The sequence below is a fragment of the Streptomyces solicamelliae genome (assembly GCF_045348655.1).
GTDB lineage: Bacteria > Actinomycetota > Actinomycetes > Streptomycetales > Streptomycetaceae > Streptomyces > Streptomyces solicamelliae.
This window is the reverse complement of the sequence record NZ_CP160404.1, coordinates 835,590-855,970: the sequence shown is the minus strand read 5'-3', so window position 1 is coordinate 855,970 and position 20,381 is coordinate 835,590. Positions and strand designations below refer to the sequence as shown.

Genomic DNA, 20,381 nt, shown 5'->3' with positions numbered 1-20,381 from the left:
GGGCGGGTCGGTGCACGGGGTGTCCGGGCCGGTCCCGGGCCGGACGACGCACGCCGTGTCCGGGGTGTTCCCGGCCCGGAATTCCGAAGTCGCCGCCGTTGTCCGACCCTCCCGATACGCTCCTCGATCATGAGACTCCTGCACACGTCGGACTGGCACCTGGGGCGGTCGTTCCACCGGGTGAGCCTGCTCGACGCCCAGGCGGCGTTCCTCGACCACCTCATCGCCACGGTGCGCGAGCGCGAGGTGGACGCCGTACTGGTCGCGGGGGACGTGTACGACCGGGCCGTGCCGCCGCTGGCCGCCGTCGAGCTGTTCGACCGCGCGCTGCACCGGCTCGCCGAGGCCGGAGTGCCGACCGTCATGATCTCCGGCAACCACGACTCCGCCCGCCGGCTCGGCGTCGGCGCGGGGCTGATCGAGCGCGCCGGGATCCATCTGCGGACCGACCCGGCCGGCGCCGGGGTCCCCGTCGTGCTCTCCGACGCGCACGGCGACGTCGCGCTGTACGGGCTGCCCTACCTGGAGCCCTCCCTCGTCCGCGAGCAGCTCGGCGCGGTGAAGCCCGGGCACGAGGCGGTGCTCTCCGCGGCCATGGACCGGGTCCGCGCCGACCTCGCCGCCCGGCCCGCCGGCACTCGGTCCGTCGTCCTCGCGCACGCCTTCGTCGCGGGCGGCGAACCGAGCGACAGCGAGCGGGACATCACCGTCGGCGGGGTCGCCGCCGTCCCTGCCGGGGTGTTCGCCGGCGTCGACTACGTGGCCCTCGGCCACCTGCACGGCAGCCAGACCGTCGACGAACGGGTCCGCTACTCCGGCTCGCCGCTGGCGTACTCCTTCTCCGAGGTGCACCACCGCAAGACGATGTGGCTGATCGACCTCGGCGCCGACGGCGCGATCGAGGCCGCCGAACGCGTCGACTGCCCCGTGCCGCGACCGCTCGCCCGGATCAGCGGCCGGCTCGACGACCTGCTCGCCGACCCGGAGCTCGCCCGGCACGAGGAGGCGTGGGTCGAGGCGACCCTCACCGACCCGGTGCGGCCCGCCGAGCCCATGGCCCGGCTCACCGCCCGCTTCCCGCACACGCTCAACCTGGTCTTCGAGCCGGAGCGCACCGACGACGCCCCGCACGCCTCGTACGCCCAGCGGCTCCGGGACCGCACCGACCAGCAGATCGCGGAGGACTTCGTGGCCCATGTGCGCGGCGCCGGTCCCGACGGTGCCGAACGCACGGTGTTGCACGGCGCGTTCGAGGCGGTTCGGGTGGACGCGGCGGAGCGCGAGGTGGCCCGGTGAGGCTGCACCGACTCGTCGTCACCGGCTTCGGCCCATTCGGCGGCACGCAGGAGATCGACTTCGACGCCCTGTCGTCCGCAGGGCTGTTCCTGCTGCACGGGCCGACCGGCGCGGGCAAGACGTCCGTCCTCGACGCCGTCTGCTACGCGCTGTACGGCGCCGTGCCCGGCGCCCGGCAGAGCCCCGGCGCCTCGCTGCGCAGCGACCACACGCCGGCCGGCACGTACACCGAGGTCACCCTCGAACTCACCGTCGCCGGGCGGCGGTTGGAGGTCACCCGGCGCCCTGCCCAGCAGCGTCCCAAGAAGCGCGGCGGTGGCTTCACCACCGAGAAGGCGCAGAGCTGGCTGCGCGCGTACGACGCGGAGACCGCGAGCTGGCAGGCCCTCAGCCGCTCCCACCAGGAGATCGGCGAGGAGCTCACCCAGCTCGTCGGCATGAGCCGCGAGCAGTTCTGCCAGGTGGTGCTGCTGCCGCAGGGCGACTTCGCCCGCTTCCTGCGGGCCGATGCCGAGGCGCGCGGCAGACTGCTCGGCCGCCTCTTCGACACGCGACGGTTCGCCGCCGTCGAGGAGCGCCTCGCCGAGCTGCGGCGCGGCGCGGAACAGCGGGTCCGGGAGGGCGACGAGCGGCTGCTCGGCCTCGCCCAGCGGATGGCCGAGGCCGCGGCGGGCGGCGCGTCCGGGGGCGGCGCGGTCGAGGAGCGGCCCGGCGAGCCCGGGCTCGCGGAGGCCGTGCAGGTACGGGCCGCGGTGGCCCGATCCGAGGCGCGCGAGGCGCTCGACGTCGCCGACCTGGCCCTGCGCGCGGCGGAGGGCCGGCGCGCGGCGGCCCGACTCCGCCTCGACGACGAGCGCGAACTCGCCGCCCGGCAGCAGCGGCACGCCGACGCGCTGCGGCGGCGGGCCGACCTCGACACGCGGCGGGACGAGCGCGACGCCTGGCAGGCGGCCCTGGACCGGGCCCGCAAGGCCGACCTCGTCGCGCCCGCGCTCGATCTGCGGGACGACGCCGAGCGGGCGCACGCCGCGGCGACCGGGGCCCGCGAGCGGTCCCGCGCCGACCTGCCGCCTGACCTCGCCGACGCCGGCGCGGAGCCGCTGTCCCGGCTGGAGCAGGAGCTGCGGGACCGGCTCGCCCGGCTCGACTCCGCCCGCCGCGCGGAGCGCCGCAGCGCCGAGATCGGCGAGGAACTGGCCGCCCTGGAGAGGCAGTCCCGGGCGGACGACGAGATCATCCAGGACGCCGACGCCTGGCTGGCCGACTGGGAGTCCCGCCGGTCCGCCCACGACGAGCGGATCGACGCCGCGCAGGACGCCGCGACCCGCGCCGAGCACCTTGCGGGCCGCCTCGAACCGGCCCGCCGCCGCCTCGACGCCGCACGCCTTCGCGACAAGCTCGCGGCGCGGGTGACCGAGGACGAGGGCCGCGTCGTCGCGGCGCGCGAGGAGCGGAACGCGGCCAAGGAGACCTGGCTCGACGTCAAGTCCCGCCGTCTGCAGGGCATCGCCGCCGAACTGGCCGCCGCCCTGACCGACGGCGCCCCCTGCCAGGTCTGCGGCTCGGCCACCCACCCGGCCCCCGCCCGCACCGGCGCCGACCACGTCGACCGCGCCGCGGAGGACGCCGCGTACGCCACGTACACGCGGGCCGAACAGGCCCACGCGGCGGCCGAACGCGACCTGGCGGTCACCAAGGAGTCCTGGACGACCGCGCGGGCAGAGGTGCTGGCAGGGCACGTACCGACGGAGGCCGGAACGGCGCGCGCGACGTCCGCGTCGAGCACGGACACCGGCGCAGGCCCGGCTACCGCGTCCGCCCCGGCCGCCGCTCCCTCCGCCCTCTCCGACCCGGCCGTCGTGGAACTGGCCGACGAGGTGGAGCGCCTCGAGCGGGAGCACGCCGACGCGCACGCCCTCGCCGGTCAGGCCCACGCCGCCCGCGAGGCCAAGGCACGAGCCGAGCGGGAGCACGACGAACGGCTCGCGGCCAAGCAGGAGGCCGAGCGGCGGGCCGCCGGGCGGAGCTCGCAGCGCGAGACCCTGGAGCGGGAGCGCACGACGCTCGACGAGGAAGTCGCCCACGGGCGCGGCGAGTCGAGCAGCGTCGCCGAGCACGCGACCCTGCTCGAACGCCGCATCGGGATCCTGGTCGCCGCCGCTGAGTCCGTGCGCGCCGTCGAACAGACCGCCCAGCGGCTCAAGGAGGCCGACGGCCGGCTCGCCGACGCCGCCTTCCGCGCCGGCTTCGACACCCCCGCCGCGGCCGCGGCCGCCCGCATCGACGACGCCCGCCACCGCGACCTCCAGCACCGCCTCGACGCCTGGCAGGCCGAGGACGCCGCGGTCGCCGACCGGCTCCGCGACGCGGAGACCCGCGCCGCCGCCGCGCTCCCGCCCGCCGACCCGGCCGCCGCCGAGGCCGCCCACACCGCGGCCGAGCGGACGCTGCGCGCCGCCGACACGGCGCTCGCGGCCGTACGGGACCGGTGCGCCGCCCTCGGCCGGCTGTCCCGGCAGGCGGACGACGAGGTCCGCCGGCTCGGCCCGCTCCGCGAGGAGTACGAGCGGGTGGCCCGGCTCGCCGGGCTCACCGCCGGCACCTCCGCCGACAACGAGCGCAAGATGCGCCTGGAGTCGTACGTGCTCGCCGCGCGCCTCGAACAGGTCGCGGCCGCCGCCACCGCCCGCCTCCAGCGCATGTCGTCGGGCCGCTACACGCTGGTGCACTCCGACGCCCGCACCGGCGGCAAGCGGGCCGGCCTCGGTCTGCACGTCGTCGACGCCTGGACCGGCAACGAACGCGACACCGCCACGCTCTCCGGCGGCGAGACGTTCTTCGCCTCGCTCGCCCTGGCCCTCGGCCTCGCCGACGTGGTCTCGGACGAGGCCGGCGGCGTCCGCCTCGACACCCTCTTCATCGACGAGGGCTTCGGCAGTCTGGACGACCAGACCCTCGACGAGGTCCTCGACGTCCTGGACTCGCTGCGCGAACGCGACCGCAGCGTCGGCATCGTCAGCCACGTCCCCGATCTGCGCCGCCGCATCCCCGCCCAGCTGGAGGTGGTCAAGGAGCGGCACGGATCGGCCGTGCGCCTGCGGGTCGGCGGCTGACCCGCAGGCACGGCGGGTCAGGTCACCGGTGCGCCGAAGCGCTCTCGCCAGGACTCCAGGTCCTGCTCCGTGACCTTCGCGAACAGCACCGGCGGCACGGTGAACGGCGTGCCCGCCGGGACGGAGTCCAGGGACCTGGCCCGGCCGGGGGTCACCCAGGTCGCCGTGTCGTCCGCCAGGGCGAACGCCCCGCGCATGGCGGCGGCCGTGGCCGGGACGAACGGCTCGGAGACGACCGCGTACAGGTGGATCAGGTTCATCGCCGTGCGCAGGGTCAGCGCGGCGCCGTCCGGGTCGGTCCTGACCTCCACCCAGGGCAGCTTCTCGCCCAGGTAGGCGTTGCCCGCGGACCACAGCGCGCGCAGCGCGGCGGCGGCCCTGCGGAACTGCAGCGCCTCCATCTGCTCCTCGTACTCGGCCAGCAGACGCGCGATCTCCTCGCCCAGCCTCGCCTCCGCGTCCCCCGCGGCGCGGCCGGCCGGGACCTCGTCGCCGAACCGCTTGCGCGAGAAGGACAGCACGCGGTTGACGAAGTTGCCGAGGGTGTCGGCGAGATCCTTGTTGACCGTGGTGGCGAAGTGCTCCCAGGTGAAGGACGAGTCGTCGGACTCGGGGGCGTGGGCGATCAGGAAGTAGCGCCAGTAGTCGCCGGGCAGGATCTCCAGGGCCGCGTCGGTGAAGACGCCGCGCTTCTGCGAGGTGGAGAACTTGCCGCCGTAGTACGTCAGCCAGTTGAAGCCCTTCACGACGTCGACCTTCTTCCACGGCTCACGGACACCGAGCTCGGTGGCCGGGAACATCACCGTGTGGAACGGGACGTTGTCCTTCGCCATGAACTGCGTGTACCGGACGGTGTCGTCGGCCTCGTACCACCACGACTTCCAGTCGCGGACCGCGCCGTCTGAGGCGGCGTCCGCCCACTCCTTCGTCGCGGCGATGTACGCGACGGGGGCGTCGAACCAGACGTAGAAGACCTTGCCCTCGGCCGCGAGCTCCGGCCAGGTGTCGGCCGGCACCGGCACGCCCCAGTCGAGGTCCCGGGTGATGGCGCGGTCGTTCAGGCCCTCGGTCAGCCACTTGCGGGCGATGGACGTGGACAGATGCGGCCAGTCCGCGCCGACCCCGGCGATCCACTCCTCGACCTCGGGCTGGAGCTTCGACTGCAGCAGGAAGAGGTGCGTGGTCTCGCGGACCTCCAGGTCCGTGGAACCGCTGATCGCCGAGCGCGGACCGATCAGGTCGGTCGGGTCGAGCACCCGGGTGCAGTTCTCGCACTGGTCGCCGCGGGCCCTGTCGTAGCCGCAGTGCGGACACGTCCCCTCGACGTACCGGTCCGGCAGGAAGCGGCCGTCGACCGGCGAGTACACCTGCCGGATCGCCCGCTCCTCGATGAAGCCGTTCTCGTACAGCCGCCGCGCGAAGTGCTGGGTGATCTCCACGTTCTGCGCCGAGGAGCTGCGACCGAAGTGGTCGAAGGCCAGCTCGAAGCCGTCGTACACGGCCTTCTGCGCCTCGTGCGCCTGCGCGCAGAACGCGGCGACCGACAGCCCGGCCTCCTTGGCGGCCAACTCGGCCGGAGTGCCGTGCTCGTCCGTGGCGCAGATGTAGAGCACGTCGTGACCACGCTGGCGGAGGTACCGGGAGTACACGTCCGCCGGAAGCATCGACCCGACCATGTTGCCCAGGTGCTTGATCCCGTTGATGTAGGGAAGTGCGCTGGTCACCAGGTGTCGAGCCATCCTCGGACGCTCCCTCTCGTGCGGACGGGGCGAGCCCGTCGTTGCAGGTCGCCGCAATCGTAGCGACGGCTCCCGCGCCCCTTCGACGCAATTTGCCCGCCGGCCGGACAGCCCAGGACCGCACCGGAGACGCCTCGCAGCGGGGAGGGAATCACCGGCTGATCGGACGCCGGGGCAGGGGGGACGAGTACACGACGCTGGTCGTCACCGAGCCGAGGGTGCCGACCTTGCCGGAGACCTGTTCCAGGTGCTTCATCGAGCGGGCGGCGACCTTCAGGACGAAGCAGTCGTCGCCGGTGACGTGGTGCGCCTCCAGGATCTCCGGGGTGGTGTCGAGGAGGTCGTGGAACGGCTTGTAGTTCCCGTTCGGGTAGCGGAGCCGGACGAACGCGAGGATGGGCAGGCCGAGCCGTTCGGGATCGATCACCGCGGTGTAGCCGGTGATCACACCGGCCTCCTCCAGACGCCGGACCCGCTCGGTCACCGCGGAGGCCGACATGGACACCGACTTGGCGAGTTCGGTGAAGCTGGCCCGGCCCTGGTGCTGCAGGGCTTCGATGATGCGCCGGTCGGTGGCGTCCGGTGAGTATCCCGTCATGCGCGCCACACAACAGGGAAATCCCCGGGCGATCAAGCCTCGCCCGGGGACCCCGAGGGGGTGCGTCAGAGCTTCGAGATCTCGTCCACCAGGTCGTCCAGACCCAGCGGGCCCTGCGACAGCGCCGCCATGTGCCAGGCCTTCGCGTCGAACGCCTCGCCGTGCCGGGCCTGTGCGTTCGCCCGGCCGAGCAGCCAGGCCCGCTCGCCCAGCTTGTAGCCGATCGCCTGCGCCGGCATCGACAGGTAGCGGGTCAGCTCGCTCTCCACGAACGCGGCCGGACGGCTGCTGTGCCGCTGGAAGAACTCCTGCGCCAGCTCCGGCGTCCACCGCTCGCCGGGGTGGAACGGCGAGTCCGCCGGGACCTCCAGCTCCAGGTGCATGCCGATGTCGACGATCACCCGGCAGGCCCGCATCATCTGCGCGTCGAGGTAGCCGAGCCGCCGCTCCGGGTCGGGCAGGAAGCCCAGCTCGTCCATCAGGCGCTCCGCGTACAGCGCCCAGCCCTCGCAGTTCGCGGAGACGCCGCCGACGGTCGCCTGGTAGCGCGAGAGGGTGTCCGCGACGTGCGCCCACTGCGCGATCTGCAGGTGGTGGCCCGGCACGCCCTCGTGGTACCAGGTCGACACCAGGTCGTAGACGGGGAACCGGGTCTCTCCGTCCACCGGCAGCCAGGTGCGGCCGGGGCGGGAGAAGTCCTCCGACGGACCGGTGTAGTACGGGGCCGCCGCGCCTCCCGGCGGGGCGATCCGCGACTCCACCTTCCGTACCCGCTCGGCGAGTTCGAAGTGCGTGCCGTCCAGCGCCTCGATCGCCTCGTCCATCAGGCCCTGGAGCCAGACCCGGACCTCCTCGACGCCCTCGATGTGCGTACCGTGCTCGTCGAGGTGCGCCAGCGCCTCCCACGGGTCGGAGCCCGGCAGGATCCGGTCCGCCTCGGCGCGCATCTCGCCGGCCAGCCGGTGGTACTCGGCCCAGCCGTACGCGTACGCCTCGTCCAGGTCGAAGTCCGTGCCGTTGAAGTACCGCGACCAGCGCCGGTACCGCTCCCGGCCCACCGTGTTCGGGGCGTCCGCGACCGCCGGGGCGTACACGTCCCGCATCCAGTCGCGCAGCGCCGTCACCGCCGCCGTCGCGGCGTGCGCCGCCTCGTCCAGCTCGGCACGCAGCTCCTCGGGGCCGCCCGCGGCGAACTCCTCGAACCAGCCCCGCCCGTCCTCGCCGCCCGCCCACTCGGTGAGCTGCCCGACGAACGTGGCCGTCGGCCGCGGACCGGCGAACAGCTTCCGCTCCAGGCCCAGTTCGAGCGAGGCGCGATAGCCCTCGAAGGCGGCCGGCACGGCGCGCAGCCGCTCGGCGACGGCCGCCCAGTCCTCGGCGGTCTCGGTCGGCATCACGGTGAAGACGATCCGCACGCTGTGCGCGGGGGAGCGCAGATTGCTCACCGCGCAGAGCCCCTCCTCGGCCTCGTGCACGGCGAGTTCGGCGGTCAGCCGCTCGCGCAGCAGGCGGCCGCAGCGGCGTTCCGTGTCGCTCTCCGCGCCCGGACGGCGTTCGGCCTCGTCGAGCAGGGCCAGGGTGCGTCGGGCGAGTTCGGCCACCTCCTCCTGGCCGGCGGGGGAGAAGTCCGGAAGGCGGCCGGCGCTCTCGTTGACTCCCAGGTAGGTACCGGTGATCGGGTCGAGGGCGATGAGTTCGTCGACGTAGGTGTCGGCGACCTGGCGGGGCAGCGGGCTGCTGGAAGTCTCTGGCATGCGGCTCATCCTGGCCCCTCCGGCGCCCCCGCGTCACCCTCATCCGATCTCAGTCGGCTGACAAATGAGCGCCGGCCGAGGGCGGCAGCATCGGGCCGCACTCCCACTGCTGGAATATCAGCCGGGTCTCCACGCGCGCCACCTCGCGCCGTGAGGTGAACTCGTCGAGGACGAGTCGCTGCAGGTCAGCAGCGTCCGCGACGGCAACGTGCACCAGGTAGTCGTCCGGTCCGGTCAGATGGAACAGCGCCCGGGACTCCGGCAGGGCGCGGATCCGTTCGACGAAGGGGCCGATCAGTTCACGACGGTGGGGCCGAACCTGCACCGACAACAGCGCCTCGAGACCGCGGCCGAGTTTGGCTGGATCCAGTCGTAGCCGGTTGCCCAGGATCACTCCGGTGCGCCTCAGCCGGGCCACGCGGTCGAGGCAGGTCGACGGGGCCACGCCGACCTCGGCCGCGAGCTCGCGGTACGTGGTCCGGGCGTCGTTCTGCAGGAGGCGAAGAATGTGCAGATCGATCGGATCGAGTACGACGGAATCGGCCATGCGGCGAACGTAACACGACGGTTTTCCGCTACTCCCCGGTATCCGTTCAGGGTGCGGCCATGGACAACGACGTCTCGACCACCCCCAGAGCCCTGGCCACCGAGGCCGTGCACGCCGGACGCGAGGACCTCGCCGCCCTCGGCCTGCACGCCCCGCCGCTCGACCTGTCGACGACCTACCCCTCGTACGACACCCGGGCCGAGGCCGCACGGATCGACGAGTTCGCCGGCACGGGCGCCCGCCCGGACGGCCCGCCGGTCTACGCCCGCCTCGACAACCCCACCACCGCCCGCTTCGAGGACGCCCTCGCCCGCCTGGAGGGGACCGACAGCGCCGTCGCCTTCGCCAGCGGCATGGCGGCCCTGACCGCCGTCCTGCTGGTCCGGGCGAGCCTCGGCCTGCGGCACGTGGTGGCCGTCCGCCCGCTGTACGGCTGCAGCGACCACCTGCTCACCGCGGGCCTGCTCGGCACCGAGGTGACCTGGACCGACCCGGCCGGTGTCGCGGACGCGATCCGTCCCGACACCGGCCTGGTCATGGTGGAGACCCCGGCCAACCCGACGCTGGCCGAGGTCGACCTCGACGCCCTGGCGCACTCCTGCGGCTCGGTGCCGCTGCTGGTCGACAACACCTTCGCCACCCCGGTGCTGCAGCAGCCGGTGCGGCACGGGGCGCGGATCGTGCTGCACAGCGCCACCAAGTACCTCGGCGGCCACGGCGACGTGCTCGGCGGCGTGGTGGCCTGCGACGAGGAGTTCGCCCGCGCACTGCGCCAGGTCCGCTTCGCGACGGGCGGGGTGCTCCACCCGCTGGCCGGCTATCTGCTGCTGCGCGGCCTGTCCACGCTGCCGGTCCGGGTCAGGGCGGCCTCGGCGACCGCGGCGGAACTGGTCCGGCGGCTCTCCGCCGACCCGCGCGTCGCCCGCGTCCACTACCCGAGCATCGGCGGCGCGATGATCGCGTTCGAGGTGTACGGCGATCCGCACGCCGTGACCGCCGGGGTCCGGCTGATCACCCCGGCCGTCAGCCTCGGCAGCGTCGACACGCTGATCCAGCACCCGGCGTCCATCAGCCACCGCATCGTGGCCGAGGGAGACCGCAGGGCGGCCGGCGTCAGCGACCGGCTGCTGCGGATGTCGGTGGGGCTGGAGGACGTCGAGGACCTGTGGCGGGATCTGACGCAGGCGCTCAGCGCTCCTGCGGCCGGCACGCCTCGTCCGGCAGCGGACGCGATACCGGAGCCGCGGCCAGCTGCGCGGTGATCACCAGGGTGCCCTCCTCGATCTGGTAGTCGAGGGGCAGGTTCAGCGACCGCATCGCCGCGACCATGCCGGTGTTGGACGACTGCGTCACCGCGTACACGCTCCCGCAGCCGGCCTCCACCGCCAGGGCGATCAGCCGGCGCAGCAGCTCCGAGCCGATGCCGCGGCGCTGCCAGTCGTCCTCCACCAGCAGGGCGACCTCCGTCTCGTCGCCGTCCCAGAGCAGATGGCCGAGTGCGACGAGACGGCCGGATGCGGTCTGCACCGCGAGGGTGCGGCCGAAGCGGGGGCTGAGCAGGTGGTTCAGATAGCGGTCGGCGTCGGCCACCGGGCCGTGGTAGCGCAGGCCCAGGGTGCGGTCGGAGCAGCGGTCGTGCATGGCGCGGGCGGCGACGACGTCGCTCTGGTCCACCCGGCGGACGGTGATCTCGTTGCCCTCGGGCAGCGTGAGCACGTCCTGGCTGCGCGGGATGCGCGGGCCGAGCCGGGCGTCCAGCTCGACGAGGGCCCGGGCGCGGGCGAACTCGGTGGGCGTGAACGGCAGATAGGGCCGCTCGACGGTGATCACGCCGCCGTTGGGGTCGCGCAGCCGCATCACGGTCTCCTCCAGGACGCCCTCGACGGGCGCGGCCTCCCGGTTGGGGCGGCCGGTCGGGGAGACGGCGGGGATCGAGTGGATGGTGCAGCGGCCGAGGAGCTGGCGCAGCGCGAGCGGCAGTTCGGCCGCGTCGAGGGCGGTACGGGTGGCCAGGCCGAGCAGCCGGGTGGGGGTGTCGACGAGGTCGTGGGCGTCGGCGCGCTCGAGCCAGGTGCTGCGGCCGCCGGCCGCCGCGATCTCGCCGGTGAGCCGGTCGGCCTGGAGGCCGGCGGGGGCGCGCAGCAGGAACTCGTCGACGGTGCCGTCGGCGAGCGGGTGGGTCTGCAGCGTGAGGATGTCCACGCGGTGCCGGGCCAGCGCCGTGCACAGCGCGGCGAGGCTGCCAGGGGTGTCCTGAACCGTGGTCCGCATCCGCCACAGGACGGTCTCGGTCTCGATCCCGGCCCCGGCGGGCTCGTCGCCGTCGCCGCGCGGCGACGGCGGAGGTGTCCGGCCGGGATCGCCGGTGGGCGGCGCATGGCTGTGCCTCCGTGCCCACCATGTGTGGAACGCGGCGGTGGCGGTGAGCGCGATCGCGGAGGCCACCAGGAGGTACGGGCCGTCGGGTCCCTTCACCACGGTCTTCGCGATCGTGTCGGCCACCACCACGGCCGTGAACAGCGCGGCCAGTTCGATGAGGTCCCGCCGCCAGTGATGGGGGCGGCGGGCACTCTTCGCAGAAGTCACATCAGTCATGCACTCACTGTGGCCGAGCGGTGTTGCGTGATCACGAACGCTTTGTGACTGACGGGTTAAGCGCCAATCTGGTGGATTACCAGCGGTTTTCCACCGGTCATGACACCTCCTGCGCGGATCCGTGTGCGAGTGCGATCGTCAGGCGCTTCGCCTGCACCACGAGCTGCGACGCACCCTTGCGCCCCGCCACCCCGTCGAGTCCCGGCAGCGCACCGCCCGGCCGGCACTGCTCGGCGCAGTCCGCCGCCACCGCGAGCAGCTCGCCGAGACCCCGTACCGGCTTCGCCTCCTCCAGAAGCGGCGGCAGCAGCGCGGCGAGCACCGACCAGGTCGTGGCGTACGCGCCGGTCGCCGCCGCCGTACGAGCCGCGTCGGCCAGCCGGTTGGGCTTGGCGTATCCGTCCCGGACCAGCCCGGCCAGCGCCGTCCCCAGGCCGGCGGCGTCCAGCTCCCCGGACGCGGCGAGCACCAGGAGCGCGTCCACCGCCTTCAGCCGGTCCGCCGCGTGGGCACTGGTCGTGCCGCACGCCAGGGCGAGCATCCCCGCCGCACCGGGCTCGCCCTCCGCCTCGGCGAACGCCGTCAGCCACCAGGTCGAGTCCCGCGCGTCCCACTCGACGCCCGCAGCGAGCCGGCGCAGCAGCCAGGAGGCAAGTGCCTCGCGGTCCACCGGCAGGACCAGCGGCAGGTGCTCCTGCTGGTGACTCCAGAGCCGGCACGGCTCGGTGTGCGCGTCGAAGGGGCGGGCCAGCCACTGGAACGCGCCCGAGGCGTCCCACCGTATGTCCGGCCGTGCGCAGCCGATCACTTCGATCCGGTCCGACCAGTGGGGCTGCCCGTGTCGCCTCTCGACCGGGGGCCCGATCTGCAGCACGGGTGTGAGCGGCGCCGCGCCGGAGAGCCACTGCGCCAGCCGGTCGCCGGCCTCCGTTCCCAATGCGGCGGCCGCGTGGGCCGCCCCGGCGGCCGTCGGATCGGTACGCCGCACCCGCAGCAGCGCCTGCGCGAAGTCCGCCGGAGCGGGTTCGCAGCCCGCGTCCCGGTAGAGCCGCAGCCGCTCCACCAGCTCGTCCGCGTCCACCGCGCCGGTGTGCCAGGTGGGCATGGCGAGCAGGAACGGCAGCGCCGGCGTACCGATCAGGTCGGCGATCTCCCAGAGCCGCTGCTCGACGACCGCCTCCAGGACGTGCCGGGCGCAGTCCGGGTGGACGTGCTGCCGCGCCCGGCCGGCGTCGAGGAACTCCTGCGGCACCCTGCCGAGCAGCGCCGCGAGCACGACCTCGAGACCGTGCGCGGAGTGCCGGAAGTAGCTGTCCCGGTGCGGATAGCCCTCCATCAGCCACCATGCGTCGGCGACCAGCCCGCGCACCGCCTCGGCGACGGCACCGCGGTCCCGCGCCGCGTGCCGGACCAGCCCGTCGAGCACCCGGTCCAGCGCCTCGGGCTCCGCCCGGCGCCGTCCCTTCACCAGCGGGACCAGGTCCTCGATCAGCTCCGGCAGCGTGCCGGCCGCGGGTGCGAGCCGTCGCCGCTCCGGGACCGGCGGCAGGAACTCCTCGTACGGCAGGCCGGGTTCCGCCGGCAGGGCCGCGCCGAACAGGTCGCCGGCGAGCGGCCGGTGCACCGCGCTCAGCAGCTCCGCCGCCCCGGCCAGTTCGCCCCGCACCGCCTCGTCCACAGCGGGCAGGTGCGCGCCCACCAGCTTCAGCGCCCGCAGCTGGACGTCGCTGTCCGCGTGCCCGAACGCCTCCGCGACCACCGGCAGCAGCTCGGTCGACGCGGCGGGCCGCTTCTTCAACACCTTGCCGAGCAGCGTCAGCTGCGCCCGCACCAGCTTCTTCTCGGTACGGAAGAGGAGCGCGCCGGACATCTCCGCGAGCTGCGCGTCCGGGAGGTCGCCCGCGAGCGCCTGCACGGTCAGGGCCTCCTGCGCGTACCCGGCCACCGTCGACGGACCGTCGGCGGCCATGCCGAGCAGGTCGGCGATGTGCGCCCGCAGGTCCTCGTCCGTCGGTGCGAGGCGCTGGAGCAGCGCGAGGTGGAAGCGCAGGTCGTGCGGCCGTCCGCCGCGCACCAGCCGGGCGAGGCAGCCGTCGAGGAGGTCGCGCCGCTCGAGTTCGCCGTCCTCCGCCGCGGCGGTCAGGGCCTCCGCCCAGGCGTACCCCGAGGAGGCGTCGCCGCCCTGGGCGCTCGCGTGCCGATGCAGGGGCTGCGGGGTCTCCGCCAGCTCGAAGAGGCGGGCCACGAGCAGCCGGGTGTGCGGGTGGTCCCGCAGCTCCTCGGCCAGGCGCGTGTGGTCCAGGGACGCCGTCCACCCGGCCACGTAAAGGTCCGTGGCCGGCACCTCGCCGCCCGATCGAAGCACCAGCTCCTGGACGAGCCGGAACTCGAACTCGACGAAGTTCCGGCGGTCCGCGAGCCGCCGCGCGACGTCGCCGAGCCAGGCCGGGTCGCGATCCGCCAGGACCTCCAGCGTGGCCGTGTGGGACACGCCGCCCCAGTCCTCCATCTCCCGAGCGGCGAGCCAGGTCGCGACGGCCGCCGCACCCGTCTGGCAGCCTGTGCCCGCGACGCGGAGCGCCGCGAGCGTGCGCCGCCAGTCCCGCCACCGCACGCGGCCGTTCAGCAGTGCGGTCTTCAGCTCCTTGAGTTCGACCAGGAGGGCCTTGCGTCCGGCCGCGTCCAGGGCCTTCAGCAGGGCCGGGACCTCGTCCACGGCGCCCTTGCGGACGGCCTGCATCAGCGCCTGCGACGGATTGCGCGTGAGGATCATCGGCTTGCTCCGGTCGTTCCGTCGCGGCGCGCGATGCGGACCGCGAGCGCGTGCTTGCAGGGGCCGCGACGGCCCCGGTAGTCGGCCCACCACGGGCAGGTGCAGCTCAGCGCCCCGCCCGACTCCCGTACCTGGTAGGCCCGTTCGCCCGAGGCCACGGAGGCCAGGGCGCCATCGAGCGTCACCGCCCCCTCCGCGACCAGCACGCGGGCCGCCACCAGGCGCGGGTTGTGCCGCTCCGCGCGGCCGGCGTCGTACGGCAGCTCGCGGTGGAAGTACGCCGCGTCCGCCACGTCGTAGCCGACGCGGCCCGCCGTCCCGAGCCGGGTCAGCGCCGCGCGCACCCGTGCCACGGGCAGCCCGGACTGCTCGGCCAGGTCCGCCGGGTCGATCCGCGGCTCCCAGGCGAGCAGGACGGAGATCAGCTCCGCGTCCTGCGCGGCCTCCTCCGTGGCCAGCGCCTCGAGCACGCCGCCCTCGCCGGAGAAGCCGCGCGAGGCGTCCGGCGACAGCGTGAGCGTCATCCGCATGCCCGGCAGTACGACCTCCCAGGCGCTCGCCGTGGGCGCGCCGTCGGGCGCCGGCCCGTACACGCGCAGCGCCGTCGCGTCCCGCAGCACCCGCTCCAGGGCGACCAGCCGCTCCGGCCCCGTCAGACACACCGCGCCCGGCCCCGGCCGCGTCGTCGGCCGCAGCGTCCGCCCGGCCGGCACGACCCACAGCGGCCCCCGCCCCCGGCCCCCGGCGCGCGGCAGTCCGCGCAGGAACCGCACCGCCTCCGCCACCGGCAGCTCCGCCCGCAGATCGAAGCCGGCGCTCACCACCTGGGCCTCGGCGAAGCCGCGCAGCCAGCGGTCCGGCAGCGGCACCTTCTTCTCCACCACGCGCCCGCCGAGCGTGGTCACCGCCAACTCCTCGGGGCCGACCCGCAGATGCAGCGGATCGTCCCCGGTCATCCGGGACAGCGCCTCCCGCAGCGGGTTGTTGACGTCCACGTTCGTCGTGCCGTGCCCGGTCGCGGCCCCGTCCAGGCCCTCGCTCAGCACGTCGAGCCGCGCGTACACCCCGCCGCACCCCGAGAAGGACTCGAACCGCAGCCGGTCGCCGTTCCCCGTCACCACCGGATCCAGCGACGCCGGACTCGGTCTCTGGTAGTAGCGCGTGGCCGCAACGTCCGCCACCGCGAGCAGTCCCCGGGCGGCGACCCGGGGCGAGCTGAGGAACCCTGCGAAGAAACGGGGGTGCGCCTCGACCCCGTGGGGCGTGAGCCCCTCGGAGGTCTCCAGCCCGAGCACCCGCCCGCTCCCGGACGACTCCAGGACGGACGGGCGCGCGTAGGCGAGCGCCTGTACGGATCGCATCATGGCAAGAACCGTAGGCCCCGGCACTGACACGCGACGCCCGGCCGTCGCGTCAGGCCCCCGCGATCGCCCGCAGAGCCTCCAAGTGCCGCCGGTACACCACCCGGCCCTGGTCGGTGAGCGCCAGCCAGGTCCGCGTCCGCCGCCCCACCCGGCCCTTGTGCACGGCCACCAGGCCGGCCTCCTCCAGCGCCGCGACCTGCTTGGACAGCGCCGAGTCGGTGACCTGCACCAGGTCGCGGACGAACGCGAACTCGGCCTTGTCCAGCGGCGCGAGGGCCGCCACCACCGACAGCCGCACCGGCGAGGTCAGCAGCGGCTCCAGATCGTGCCGCGGATGCGGAAGGGGACCCGCGCTCACGCCGTCGCCCCGTCCCGCAGCTCCAGACCGACGCCGACCGCGACCGGCAGTGCGCAGCACAGCGCCGCGCCGACCGCGAACGGCACGCTGTCCGGCGCCACCATCGGGCCGAGCACCAGTGTCGCGGCGTACAGCACACCCCAGCTCGCGATGATCAGCCCGTGCCGCAGCCCGAACCGCCGGCGCACCGCGCGCTGCCGGCCCGCGTACGCGCTCAATCCCCCGACGCACAGCGCGAACAGCGCGGTGCTGACCCCGACCGCCACCGGCCCGTGCCACAGCAGGACCGTCAGCACCAGCGCCGTCTGCGCGACGCCGTAGACGATCAGGTACCGCAGGTACCAGCGGCTCTGCCGTCGTACCGCGTCCTCCATCGCCCCCGAGCGCGTCAACGCCTCGGCCGCGTCCGCGTATTCGGACATGACTCTCCCCCTTGTCGCCGTCGGCAATTACTTTCCACTATGGCAAGTCATTGCTGAGGCGGCAAGGGAGAGTTGGCCGGAGGAGCCGGCCGGAGTGCCCGTCTACTGGCCCACCAGCCCCGGCCGCAGAGTCTTCGAGAAGAGCACAAGCCCGCCCTCGGCCCGCAGACGGACCGTCAGTTCGCCGCTGTCGCCGTCGATGTCGACCTCGCCGAAGTACTGCGGCGACTCCATCGGCGACAGATTGGCGCGCTCCGGCGCGCGGACGAAGACCCGCTCCGGGCCGAACGTCGCGTCCAGGGCGTTGGCCGGGAAGCCACCGGCGGCGAGCGGACCCGAGACGAACTCCCAGAACGGCGCGAAGTCCTGGAACGCGGCCCGCTCCGGCGCGTAGTGCTGCGCCGAGGTGTAGTGCACGTCCGCCGTCAGCCACAGGGTGCCGGTGATCCGGCGGTGCTTGACGAACCGCAGCAGCTCCGCGATCTGCAGCTCGCGGCCGAGCGGGGCGCCCGGGTCGCCCTGCGCGATCGCCTCGATGTTCGCCGCGCCGTCCGGCACCACCAGGCCGAGCGGCATGTCCGCGGCCAGCACCTTCCACACCGCGCGCGACCGGCTCAGCTCCCGCTTCAGCCACTCCAGCTGCTCCGCGCCCAGGATGCCGGTGCCGTCGTCGGCCTGCCGGCCGGGCGAGTTCGCGTTCCGGTACGAGCGCATGTCCAGGACGAACACGTCGAGCAGCGGGCCGTACCGGACCACGCGGTGCATCCGCCGGTCCGCGCCGCTCGGCTGCAGCGTGGACACCGGGAAGTACTCGCCGAACGCCTGTACCGCACGGGCGGAGAGCACGTCCACGTCCTTCTCCGTGTAGCGCGCGTCCTCCAGGATCTGGCCGGGGTACCAGTTGTTGCGCACCTCGTGGTCGTCCCACTGCACGACGGACGGCACCTGGGCGTTGAACGCCCGCACGTTGTGGTCGAGCAGGTTGTAGCGGAAGTTGCCGCGGTACTCGTCGAGGGTCTCGGCGACCTTCGACTTCTCCGGCGTCGTCAGGTTGCGCCAGACCCGGCCGTCCGGCAGCGTCACGCTCGGCTGGATCGGGCCGTCCGCGTACACGGTGTCGCCGCTGCACAGGAAGAAGTCCGGGTCCAGCCGGCGCATCTCCTCGAAGGCGCGGAAGCCGCCGATGTCCGGGTTGATGCCCCAGCCCTGCCCGGCGATGTCGCCCGACCACAGGAACCGCACACCGTCCCGGCGGCGCGCCGGAGCCGTGCGGAAGGTGCCGGTGACGGGCTCGCCGGCGCGGCGCGGGTCGTCGGGGTCGGCCAGGGTGACCCGATAGTGGATCTGCTCGCCCGGCGGCAGCCCGCGCAGGGCGGTCGTCCCCGTGAAGTCGCTGCCGGGACCCAGCAGCGGCCCGTACCAGCGGCGGGCGCCGCGGAACGACTCGGTCGCCGCGGTCTCCACCAGCATCCGGGCCGGCCTGTCCGCCCGCACCCACACCAGGCCCGACGTCGCGGTGACGTCCCCGGCCTGGACGCCCCAGGCGGCGCGCGGCCGGCCCGACAGCGCGAGCGCGGGGGCCGCGGCGGCGCCCAGCGAGAGCGCCGCCGTCGCGGCCAGGGAGCCGCGCAGCACGCTGCGCCGGGCGGGGTTCGGACTCGGTGTGCCGTACGACATCGTCGCCTCCAGGCGGTCGGGCGGGGCCGGTGTGCCGACCCATGCCTAACGCCCGGCGGCGGCGACCGCGCGAACCCCGCGTGAACAACGCTGCGGGGCACGCGAGGTGATGTGCCGTCAGTGACTGTCGTCTGTGACTGTCGTCAGCGACTGCCGTCGAGGATGACGCGGGCGACCAGCGCCGGGTCGTCGTTCATCGGCACGTGGCCGCAGCCCGGCAGCCGCACCAGGCGGGCCTCCGGGATGGCCTGCTTGGCCCGGACGCCCTGCCGGCGCAGGAGCAGCCGGTCCTGGCTGCCCCAGGCGATGGTGACCGGCAGCCCGGTGACGTCCTGGGTGAGCGCGACACCGCGGCCGGACTCCAGGGTCCGGCGGAAGCCGGTCGCCCCGCGCAGTGCGAGCGCCTCGGCGAACGCCTCCTCGGGCGAACGGCGCGCGGGCCGGGCGTAGATGGTGCCGGTGAGGACGGCCCGTCCGGCCGCCGAGCGGGACAGCCGGTCGATGAGCGGCAGCGGCATGGCGGAGGCGGCCGCGCGCATCGCGCGCAGGGTGCCGAAGGCGTACCGCCGCTCGCCCTCGGACCAGAAGCCCGCGGGGGAGAGCGCGGTCACCGACCGCACCAGCTTCTGCCGCCCCATTTCGAGGGCGAGGAGTCCGCCGAGCGAGTTGCCCGCGACGTGCGGCCGCTCGATCCCGAGGGCCTCGCACAGCGCGCCCAGGACCGGTACCACCGTCGTCAGGTCGTACCCGCAGCCGTCCGGCAGCGGGGCGGACGCGCCGAAGCCCGGCAGGTCCACGGCGATGACGTCGCGCTCCGCGGCGAGCACCGGGATCACCGGCTCCCAGGCCTGCCAGTGGTGGCCGATGCCGTGGAGCAGCAGCAGCGGCTCGCCCTCGCCGCGCCGGTCGTATGTCACCGACACCTCGCCCGGCCCCAGCGGGGTCTCGATGGTGAACTCGATCTGTGCGGACATGCGACTGCTCCCTCTCGTAGACACCCTGTCAGGGAGAATTACCCACCGGTAGGGTCGAGTTCAAGGGGTAGCCGGAAGAGGCGGGGGACAGCGGCGGCCGAAAGGGACGGGCTGCAGTGGACACGGCGCGGGCCCCGGGCTGGGATGGGGGAGTGGTGACGGAGACTGCGACCGACCTGTTCGAAGAGCACCGCCCGCTGCTGACGGGCGTCGCGTACCGGATGCTCGGCCGCGCGGCCGACGCCGAGGACGTGGTCCAGGAGGCCTGGCTGCGCTGGATCGCCGCCGACGTACAACAGGTCCGAGAGCCCCGCGCCTATCTCGTACGGGTCACCACCCGCCTCGCCGTCGACCGGCTGCGCCAGGTCCAGGCGCGCCGGGAGGCGTACGTCGGCCCCTGGCTCCCCGAACCCGTCGTCACCGACTTCGGCTCGGCCGTGCCCGACACCGCCGAGCGGGCCGTGCTCGCCGAGTCCGTCTCGCTCGCCGTGCTCGTGGTCCTCGAATCGCTCTCCCCGCTGGAGCGTGCGGTGTTCGTGCTCCGGGAGGCCTTCGGCTTCCCGTACGCCGAGATCGCCGCCACCCTCGACCGCACCGAGTCCGCCGTGCGCCAGCTCGCCGGCCGCGCCCGCCGCCATGTCGACGAGGGCCGCCCGCGGTACGACGTCGACCCCGCCGAACGACGCGCGCTGACCGAACGGTTCCTCGAGGCCGCGGCCGGCGGCGACCTGGCGGAGCTGCTCGCGCTGCTCGCCCCGGACGTCCGGCTGGTCGGCGACAGCGGCGGCAAGTCCAAGAGCCCGCTGCGGGTCGTGGAGAGCGCCGACAAGGTGGGCCGGTTCCTGTTCGCCGTCGCGCGGACCGAGGTCGCGGACCACACGTACCGCTTCGACGAGATCAACGGCGCTCCGGCGCTGGTCGGCGTGGTCGACGGGCGGGTCGACGTGGTCTTCCAGATCGAGAGCGCCGACGGAGCGATCCAATGCGTCTACATCATGCGCAATCCGGACAAACTCCAGGCCGTACCCGTCTAGACCCTCCCGCCGCCGCCCCGTGTCCGCCCGAACCCGGGGCGGATTGCTGCGCACGGCTCACGACGGCGCGAACGTCCTGTGAACATCCGCGCCGGAGACCCGGTGCTGAGCCGACCCGACGCAGGATTGGTCTTGAC

At 74.2% G+C, this 20,381-nt stretch carries 15 protein-coding genes; 4 read left to right on the top strand and 11 right to left on the bottom strand.

The features are described from left to right. Positions 1-129: 129 nt before the first annotated feature. Entirely contained in the window at positions 130-1,296 is a 1,167-nt protein-coding gene (locus ABZO31_RS03975) for an exonuclease SbcCD subunit D (protein WP_406859539.1), read from the top strand. Continuing rightward, positions 1,293-4,409: an AAA family ATPase gene (locus ABZO31_RS03970; protein ID WP_406859538.1), complete on the top strand. Its 3,117-nt coding sequence runs from the start codon at positions 1,293-1,295 to the stop codon at positions 4,407-4,409. The genes ABZO31_RS03975 and ABZO31_RS03970 overlap by 4 nt, the downstream gene beginning before the upstream one ends. 17 nt (positions 4,410-4,426) lie before the next feature. Here the strand turns inward: ABZO31_RS03970 and metG are convergent, their stop codons facing one another. The 4 genes from metG to ABZO31_RS03950 form a co-directional block, all read right to left on the bottom strand. Then, positions 4,427-6,148 (bottom strand): methionine--tRNA ligase, encoded by a 1,722-nt coding sequence (gene metG, locus ABZO31_RS03965; RefSeq protein ID WP_406859537.1) that lies wholly within the window; start codon positions 6,146-6,148, stop codon positions 4,427-4,429. 151 nt (positions 6,149-6,299) lie between these two features. Then, complete coding sequence (locus ABZO31_RS03960; protein WP_406859536.1) at positions 6,300-6,746, bottom strand: Lrp/AsnC family transcriptional regulator; 447 nt, start codon at positions 6,744-6,746, stop codon at positions 6,300-6,302. Between the two features lie 65 nt (positions 6,747-6,811). Further along, positions 6,812-8,500 carry a DUF885 domain-containing protein gene (locus ABZO31_RS03955; protein WP_406859535.1) on the bottom strand — a complete coding sequence of 563 codons (1,689 nt, stop codon included), beginning with the start codon at positions 8,498-8,500 and terminating at the stop codon, positions 6,812-6,814. Positions 8,501-8,549: 49 nt separating this feature from the next. Then, positions 8,550-9,047, bottom strand: a complete 498-nt coding sequence (locus ABZO31_RS03950; RefSeq protein ID WP_406859534.1) for an Lrp/AsnC family transcriptional regulator — start codon at positions 9,045-9,047, stop codon at positions 8,550-8,552. 59 nt (positions 9,048-9,106) lie between these two features. Here ABZO31_RS03950 and ABZO31_RS03945 point away from each other — a divergent pair, with 59 nt between their 5' ends. Further along, positions 9,107-10,309 (top strand): trans-sulfuration enzyme family protein, encoded by a 1,203-nt coding sequence (locus ABZO31_RS03945; protein ID WP_406859533.1) that lies wholly within the window; start codon positions 9,107-9,109, stop codon positions 10,307-10,309. Here the strand turns inward: ABZO31_RS03945 and ABZO31_RS03940 are convergent. From ABZO31_RS03940 to ABZO31_RS03910, 7 genes are all read right to left on the bottom strand, one after another. Next, positions 10,236-11,642 carry a GNAT family N-acetyltransferase gene (locus ABZO31_RS03940; RefSeq protein WP_406859531.1) on the bottom strand — a complete coding sequence of 469 codons (1,407 nt, stop codon included), beginning with the start codon at positions 11,640-11,642 and terminating at the stop codon, positions 10,236-10,238. The genes ABZO31_RS03945 and ABZO31_RS03940 overlap by 74 nt on opposite strands. Before the next feature lie 97 nt (positions 11,643-11,739). Next, positions 11,740-14,415 (bottom strand): DUF6493 family protein, encoded by a 2,676-nt coding sequence (locus tag ABZO31_RS03935; RefSeq protein WP_406859530.1) that lies wholly within the window; start codon positions 14,413-14,415, stop codon positions 11,740-11,742. Continuing rightward, positions 14,412-15,779 carry an SWIM zinc finger family protein gene (locus ABZO31_RS03930; RefSeq protein WP_406859529.1) on the bottom strand — a complete coding sequence of 456 codons (1,368 nt, stop codon included), beginning with the start codon at positions 15,777-15,779 and terminating at the stop codon, positions 14,412-14,414. Before ABZO31_RS03930 ends, ABZO31_RS03935 begins: the two co-directional genes overlap by 4 nt. Positions 15,780-15,828: 49 nt before the next feature. Beyond that, positions 15,829-16,137: a transcriptional regulator gene (locus ABZO31_RS03925; protein ID WP_406859528.1), complete on the bottom strand. Its 309-nt coding sequence runs from the start codon at positions 16,135-16,137 to the stop codon at positions 15,829-15,831. Then, complete coding sequence (locus ABZO31_RS03920) at positions 16,134-16,559, bottom strand: hypothetical protein (RefSeq protein WP_406859527.1); 426 nt, start codon at positions 16,557-16,559, stop codon at positions 16,134-16,136. The genes ABZO31_RS03925 and ABZO31_RS03920 overlap by 4 nt, the downstream gene beginning before the upstream one ends. Positions 16,560-16,661: 102 nt before the next feature. Beyond that, positions 16,662-18,236 (bottom strand): alkaline phosphatase D family protein, encoded by a 1,575-nt coding sequence (locus ABZO31_RS03915; protein WP_406859526.1) that lies wholly within the window; start codon positions 18,234-18,236, stop codon positions 16,662-16,664. Between the two features lie 143 nt (positions 18,237-18,379). Next, complete coding sequence (locus ABZO31_RS03910; protein WP_406859525.1) at positions 18,380-19,210, bottom strand: alpha/beta fold hydrolase; 831 nt, start codon at positions 19,208-19,210, stop codon at positions 18,380-18,382. 152 nt (positions 19,211-19,362) lie between these two features. Here ABZO31_RS03910 and ABZO31_RS03905 point away from each other — a divergent pair, with 152 nt between their 5' ends. Beyond that, entirely contained in the window at positions 19,363-20,244 is an 882-nt protein-coding gene (locus ABZO31_RS03905) for an RNA polymerase sigma-70 factor (protein WP_406859524.1), read from the top strand. The last annotated feature ends 137 nt before the right edge of the window (positions 20,245-20,381 follow it).